Raw genomic sequence first — 6,866 nt, forward strand, 5'->3', positions numbered from 1 at the left:
ATTTAAAATAAAACTATAAACAAATAAATCAATAACTTAGGCCACAATAATATATTGAACTTTAAGGTAGATTTTATGAAAAAGTCTATAGAAAATAAGTCTACTGGTACTCATCCATTGAATAGATTTGTAACTAGAGAGGCCCTAGCATTTCATTTAGGAATTAAATCAGACAATATATACAAAATAAGCTGTTGGCGATATGTAATTCATGTTGTAGGAAAAGGTAAAAGTAGATTTGTCAGTTATGCTGATCTGCCACCAATTTTAGGAGTAGAGGAACCAAGAAAAGCTGATTTTGCTAAATGGCGCAAGCGAATAAAAACTAGAAAGCAAAAGTATGTACCTAAATTTTGGTCAGAATTTTATGTCAAAAAAATTGAAGAGTCTAATTCAATTCAAACCTTATTAAAATGGGAAAATTTAGTCAAACAATGTAAGTCATTAATCTCATTAGAAGGAATCCAAAAAATTGAGAATGCTTTAGCTCAAGAAAAGTCTAGATTAGAAAAAATCAGTCACTAAAATTTTTGAAATAAAACGATAAAAATATTGATTGCTATTTGACTAATTGTCAAGTTGAGTTAAATAGCAATTGAGTAAAATAGTAAAATTAATTAACTTATATTTATAACAGATTTAAACAAAGCGATCGCTGCCACAAAACAAATATAGCAATCCTAAATAAGTCGTAACAAATCAAAAAGTAAATAAAAAAACTGAAAGTCCCACCAGATGAGCTGTAGCAATAGTGCCTCTCTTGGTGCGCGTTCCCTCTCTTGGTCAGCATTCCCTTGCGCCTGGCGGCGACGCGGGGTCTGACCGCTTGCGTCTATCGCCGACGCGGGGTCGCACCGCTGTTGCCTAAAAAGCAGTAAGATTTTTGACACGAATATGCGGAGGATTGCTATATTAAATCTGACACAGTAAATCTGGCAAAAATAGAAAATTAGGCTATAGAGGAAAAAAAGCAGAATAAGTAACACAACATCTACTCCCCATATTGACCAAATTGCCTCAAAATAAAGAGTATAGATTTAGTCAAGGAATAAGGAGTAGACCATGCGACTATTACACACCATGCTGCGAGTCAACAACTTAGAAGAATCCCTCAAATTCTACTGCGATGTCCTCGGCATGAAACTACTACGCCAGAAAGACTATCCTGGTGGGGAATTTACTCTGGCCTTTGTTGGTTATGGCGATGAGTCAGACCATACAGTATTAGAACTGACCTATAACTGGGGTACCGATAAATACGATTTGGGCAACGCTTATGGCCATATTGCTTTGGGAGTTGATGATATTTATGGCACTTGCGAACAAATAAAAGCACAAGGAGGCAAAGTTACTAGGGAACCAGGGCCAATGAAACATGGTTCCACAGTTATTGCTTTTGTGGAAGACCCAAATGGATATAAAGTAGAGCTAATTGAGTTAAGCACTCACAGTAGTAGCTCAGAAAAAGAAGTTGCAGCTAGTGCTAATTAAAAAATTACAGAAGAGGGAGAAGAGAAGAAGTTAAGGAAGTCAGAAAGTTGTTTTTGTAAAGGGGGATGCGTGAGCAACCCTCCAAAAACATTTCCCTCAAAAAGGTAGGGTAAAGGTAGGGTAAATTACCCAATTATTTTGATAATAAATAATTAGTAATTAACTCAAAGCTAAATAAATGATGTTTTTGGCTATCTTTCTTTAATCTGAAAAACTCAGGGAGGATTAATTTGTGGTAAATATTTTGGCTGGAAAAATATCAGGCTAATATCTATGAACCTTTGTCATAATTTGGCAAAATTATAGACTTATTGAGTAGATAAATACAGTCTAGAGTTAAACCCACAATATATCTTCACTTCTTCCTTTTCTAAGAAATACAAGGTTAAACTAAGCTAAAGCAAGGTTAAAAGCTACTATATAACTATAATTTTATTTAATTACCAATGGACAATTAATAATTAATCAACGAGGTCATTATCAATTATCCATTATCAATTATCCATTATCAATTATCCATTATCCATGCAGCCAACTGACCCAAGCAAATTTACAGAACAAGCCTGGGATGCTATAGTAAAATCCCAAGATGTTGCTAGACGCTACCAAAACCAACAACTAGAAGTAGAACACTTAATTATTGCTCTCCTAGAACAACAAGGCACAGCTAATAAAATTTTAAATCGTTCTGGTATAGAACCGGAACGCCTTCTGCAACAAATAGACACTTTTGCTAAACGCCAACCTAAAATAGGTAGTATAGAACATCTCTACTTAGGGCAAGGTCTGGAAATTTTTCTAGACCTCGCTGATGAAGCTAGAGAAAAATGGGAAGATAAATTTATTGCTGTTGAACATCTCCTACTCGCCTTTCACCAAGATAAACGTCTGGGTAATAAACTTATTGGTGGTGGAACTCCTCAACTACCAACTCGCCCTGGTTTTGAACGCCCCCAAACTACTCCACAAGTTGAATTTGAAGAACTAGAGGCAGCTATTAAAGCAGCTCGAGGTAGTAACAAGGTTGAAGACCAAAACCCAGAAGCTACTTATGATGCTTTGGAAAAATATGGGCGCGACCTGACGGAGTTAGCTAAAGCAGGTAAACTTGACCCGGTTATTGGTAGAGATGAAGAAATTCGGCGGGTGGTTAGTTGTCTGTCTCGTCGAACAAAAAATAATCCTGTACTTATTGGGGAACCCGGGGTGGGTAAGACGGCGATCGCTGAAGGTTTAGCTCAACGTATTGTGAATGGCGATGTTCCGGAGTCTCTGAAAGAACGGCAACTTATTAGTCTGGATATGGGTAGTCTTATTGCAGGGGCAAAGTTTAGAGGAGAATTTGAAGAACGTCTCAGATCGGTTTTGCGGGAAGTTACCCACTCGGACGGTCAAATAGTTCTGTTTATTGATGAGTTACATACAGTTGTTGGTGCAGGTTCGGGGGGCGGTACTGGTTCTGGTGTAGATGCAGGGAATTTGCTCAAACCAATGCTTGCTCGTGGGGAACTTCGTTGTATTGGTGCAACAACTATTGATGAATATCGTAAACATATAGAGAAAGATGCTGCCCTCGAACGTCGGTTTCAAAAAGTAGAGGTTGGTCAACCTAGTGTTGAGGATACTATTTCTATTTTGCGGGGGTTGAAAGACCGTTATGAAACTCACCACGGAGTAAAAATTACTGATGCTGCTTTGGTTGCTGCTGCTACTTTGTCTAACCGTTACATTTCAGACCGCTTTTTACCAGATAAGGCGATCGACTTGGTAGATGAAGCTGCTGCTCAATTAAAAATGGAAATTACTTCCAAACCAGTGGAGTTAGAAGCTATTGACAGACGGATAATGCAGTTGGAGATGGAAAAACTTTCTATTGAAGGAGAGTTGCAAGGCAATAATAAAGATAAAAATGCTGAAGCTACCCCACCTGTAAAAGTATCTCCCACTTTACAACGCATTACTAATGAAATTAATACTTTGAAACAAAAGCAGGAAAAATTTGCCTCTAAATGGTCTGGGGAAAAAGAGTTGTTGAATGCTATTAATTCCCTCAAAGCAGAAGAAGATAAATTAAAAGTACAAATAGAACAAGCAGAACGAGCTTATGATCTGAATACGGCAGCTCAATTAAAATATGGGGAGTTAGAAACTGTACATCGCGATCGCGAAGCAAAAGAGGCAGAATTATTAAAAGTCCAAGCTCAAGGTTCTTCCCTCCTCCGAGAACAAGTGACTGATGCGGATATTGCGACAATTGTTGCTAAGTGGACTGGTATTCCAGTAAACCGTTTATTGGAGTCGGAACGCCAGAAGTTACTGCAATTAGAAAAGCATCTACATCAAAGAGTAATTGGGCAGTCAGAAGCTGTATCAGCCGTAGCAGCAGCTATTAGAAGAGCCAGAGCAGGAATGAAAGACCCAGGGCGACCTATTGGTTCGTTTATGTTTTTGGGTCCGACTGGAGTTGGTAAAACTGAGTTAGCACGGGCGTTAGCAGGATTTTTGTTTGACCGGGATGATGCTTTAGTCCGAATTGATATGTCGGAATATATGGAGAAACACGCCGTTTCTCGGTTAGTGGGTGCGCCTCCCGGATATGTAGGTTATGACCAAGGGGGTCAGTTATCGGAGGCAGTAAGGCGACATCCTTATTCTGTAATTTTGTTTGATGAAGTCGAGAAGGCACACCCGGATGTATTTAACGTATTACTACAAGTATTAGATGATGGTAGAATTACAGATTCTCAAGGTAGGTTGGTTGATTTTAGTAATACTGTAATTGTGATGACGAGTAATATTGGTAGTGAGTATATTTTAGATGTGGCAGGAGATGATTCTAAGTATGAGGAAATGTATAAGCGAGTGATGGGAGGATTGAGAAAACATTTCCGCCCAGAATTTTTAAATAGGGTAGATGAAATTATCTTGTTCCACACTTTAAGGAAGAGTGAATTACGTCAAATTGTGGAGATTCAAGTGAAGAGAATTGAACGATTATTAGGGGAACAAAAAATTAGTTTGAAGTTAACTGCTGCAACATTAGACCACATTGCTGAAGTTGGATATGACCCGGTTTATGGAGCGCGACCTTTGAAAAGAGCGATTCAAAAAGAATTAGAAAATCCTCTAGCAAATTTGATTTTAGAGAATAAATTTATTGGTGGAGATATTGTAGTAATTGATTGTGTAGATGGGAGTTTGGTATTTGGAAAAAAAGAGGAACTAGAATTGGTAAAAAAATAATTGTATAACAGTGCGAGCTTCTAGCTCGCCAGTATAATTAAATGATTTTTTTTAGATAAAAGTTACAGCTATAGCAATCCTAAATAGATTGCGGGTAATCAAAAAGTAAATAAAAAAGCTGAAATTCACACCTGTTGCCTGTTGCCTGTTGCTTAAAAAGCAGTAAGATTTTTGACATGAATATGCGGAGGATTGCTATAGTATTACTGTCCGAAAAGTTAGTAGTAATTAAACATGAAATTAACAGCAACATAACAATATAAAGTAAACAAACTTACTAACTGCTGAATAAAGCATCAGATGCGTGATACTCCGTCAATCTTTAACTAATACATTCACTCCTATTTTTCTGGTTCGTCTAGACGAGCGAACAGGTAATTTATTCATCTTGGCAGGAGATAATATAGAGATATAAATATATCCCGATGGTATTTGGAAATTCTTATAATGAAGCTAGATTTTAATAGCATGAATAAAAGCCAACTTAGAGCTTATGTTATTTCTCATCCTAATGAGAAAGCAGCATTTCATATATTTGTTGATCGCTTTACCTCTGAAGCTCCAACTGAGACTTTTGATATTCCGAAATCAATTGCAGAAGTTGAAGAAGTTGATATTGTGATTAGAAAAAAATTAGAACAATTCAAAGAAAAGTAGATGCACAAATTATAGAGGTATGGTCTGATTGAGTATTCCTTCTCGAAAAGGTTCAATAAAAATAATGATTATCTGCTTAACTAATTTTGATGTTAATTTCACAATAATGAACCAAAAATAATGCGATGATTAGCCTAAATATAGATGACATTAAACAAAAGTTATCAGAGTTTATTAAACTGATTCAATAAGGTAATAAATTAATCATTACCCACGCTGATAAACCTATTGCTGAAGTTAAACCAATTCCTACAAATTAACAGCAAAAACAATCTCATCCTATTGGTTTATTTGTAGATGAATTTGTTGTACCAGATGACTTTAACGATCCTCTTGCTGAAGAAATTATTAACCTGTTTACCAATCCATGAAAATACTCTTAGATACTCATATCTTTCTCTGTTTTATTACTAAAAGTAAATGACTTTCAGGAATGGGAAAATTGTGATTCAGCACAATACAACAGAAATAGATATTGCTGAAGAATAGGTGAATTTAGGAGTGCCAAAACATAATATTGTTATTGGTTTCCATTAACATTTTAAGAGACAATTTACAGAAGATGCAGTTAATTAGTAAGTAGTAATTTTTTCATACTCATAGTTTGATGTGAAGAAAGCATAAAGTCAACAACTTTCACCAAACCAGCGGATTAAAATGTTTTCCTTTAAAAGCTACTGAAGTTACATCGCTAAAATTAATAAACCGAAGTTTGTAATCTTTTTGCCACTTTTTCATAGCTATTTGTTCGCCATTTCTGTTAGAATCATCTAAAAAGACAGCATAATTATCAGCTAATAATTTTTCTTTAACTAAAAAGGGTAAAGCTGGAAAGCGAGAAAGACTATTCTTTTTAGTTCCTGCTTTCGGGCCGTCTACAAATATAATATCAAACTTAGTATCACTAAATTTATCTTGGATTTTTTCACTATACCACGGAGTTTTTTCCAAAGCTAAAGAGGTAGGCTCTAATGGTGCATAAATAAGTTTAACAAAGTCAGTAAGATTTTCTTTTCTAAGAGCTATTTCTAAGATATCCAAATATTTACTATCACTTTCTACTGTAAATAATTTAAAATTTAGATTATTCAGTTTGGCAAATTTAGCACAAGAGATTGTTGATATACCTCCACCAAATTCAATCATGTATTTTCTTTGGTTGATTTGTATATCATTTAATATACAAGCTAGAGTATGGGGATTAACAGAAAAACCTGTGATCGGAAAATAGTTTGTACTATCTGGCAAAAAATCACTGATTAACTGAAGTGCTAGATTATCTCGTTGAATTTGTCTAGATTGACCAAAAAAAACTTTTGAGCGATTGAAAATTTGTTGTATTTTATTAATCATTATTACTCCTACTTATAGGTTAAGCATATTTTTTAAATGAAAATACTAGCTTACTAACTTTGCTTATCAACTTTCTTCTTAGACTTATTTAAAGAAGTCAGGGAATAGGGAATAGAGAGAGA

6 protein-coding genes are annotated in these 6,866 nt (G+C 35.5%); 5 read left to right on the forward strand and 1 reads right to left on the reverse strand.

The annotated features are described in order from the left end of the window. The first annotated feature begins 75 nt into the window (after nucleotides 1–75). The 5 genes from AFK68_RS16970 to AFK68_RS16985 all read left to right on the forward strand — a co-directional run bounded on the left by AFK68_RS16970 (nucleotide 76) and on the right by AFK68_RS16985 (nucleotide 5,391). Entirely contained in the window at nucleotides 76–525 is a 450-nt protein-coding gene (locus tag AFK68_RS16970) for a hypothetical protein (protein WP_094673802.1), read from the forward strand. A 537-nt stretch (nucleotides 526–1,062) separates the two neighbouring features. Next, a complete protein-coding gene (gloA, locus tag AFK68_RS16975; RefSeq protein WP_094673325.1) occupies nucleotides 1,063–1,491 on the forward strand; it encodes a lactoylglutathione lyase in 429 nt (142 codons plus the stop codon). A gap of 525 nt (nucleotides 1,492–2,016) precedes the next feature. Further along, nucleotides 2,017–4,734, forward strand: coding sequence for an ATP-dependent chaperone ClpB (gene clpB / locus AFK68_RS16980; RefSeq protein ID WP_094673803.1), 2,718 nt, complete (start codon nucleotides 2,017–2,019; stop codon nucleotides 4,732–4,734). 304 nt (nucleotides 4,735–5,038) lie between these two features. After that, nucleotides 5,039–5,149 carry a hypothetical protein gene (locus AFK68_RS45535; protein ID WP_371357429.1) on the forward strand — a complete coding sequence of 37 codons (111 nt, stop codon included), beginning with the start codon at nucleotides 5,039–5,041 and terminating at the stop codon, nucleotides 5,147–5,149. Between the two features lie 32 nt (nucleotides 5,150–5,181). Then, nucleotides 5,182–5,391, forward strand: a complete 210-nt coding sequence (locus tag AFK68_RS16985; RefSeq protein WP_210407460.1) for a hypothetical protein — start codon at nucleotides 5,182–5,184, stop codon at nucleotides 5,389–5,391. Nucleotides 5,392–6,027: 636 nt separating this feature from the next. Here the strand turns inward: AFK68_RS16985 and AFK68_RS16990 are convergent. Next, nucleotides 6,028–6,744 (reverse strand): hypothetical protein, encoded by a 717-nt coding sequence (locus AFK68_RS16990; RefSeq protein ID WP_094673804.1) that lies wholly within the window; start codon nucleotides 6,742–6,744, stop codon nucleotides 6,028–6,030. Nucleotides 6,745–6,866 lie beyond the last annotated feature (122 nt).

The organism is Hydrocoleum sp. CS-953 (genome assembly GCF_002260545.1).
In the GTDB taxonomy this organism is placed as follows: domain Bacteria; phylum Cyanobacteriota; class Cyanobacteriia; order Cyanobacteriales; family Microcoleaceae; genus Trichodesmium.

Excerpts from the sequence above, each read along its gene's own strand:
- AFK68_RS16970 (WP_094673802.1), top strand. The coding sequence starts at position 76 with ATGAAAAAGTCTATAGAAAATAAGTCTACTGGTACTCATCCATTGAAT.
- gloA (WP_094673325.1), top strand. The coding sequence starts at position 1,063 with ATGCGACTATTACACACCATGCTGCGAGTCAACAACTTAGAAGAATCC.
- clpB (WP_094673803.1), top strand. The coding sequence starts at position 2,017 with ATGCAGCCAACTGACCCAAGCAAATTTACAGAACAAGCCTGGGATGCT.
- AFK68_RS16985 (WP_210407460.1), top strand. The coding sequence starts at position 5,182 with ATGAAGCTAGATTTTAATAGCATGAATAAAAGCCAACTTAGAGCTTAT.
- AFK68_RS16990 (WP_094673804.1), bottom strand. The coding sequence starts at position 6,744 with ATGATTAATAAAATACAACAAATTTTCAATCGCTCAAAAGTTTTTTTT.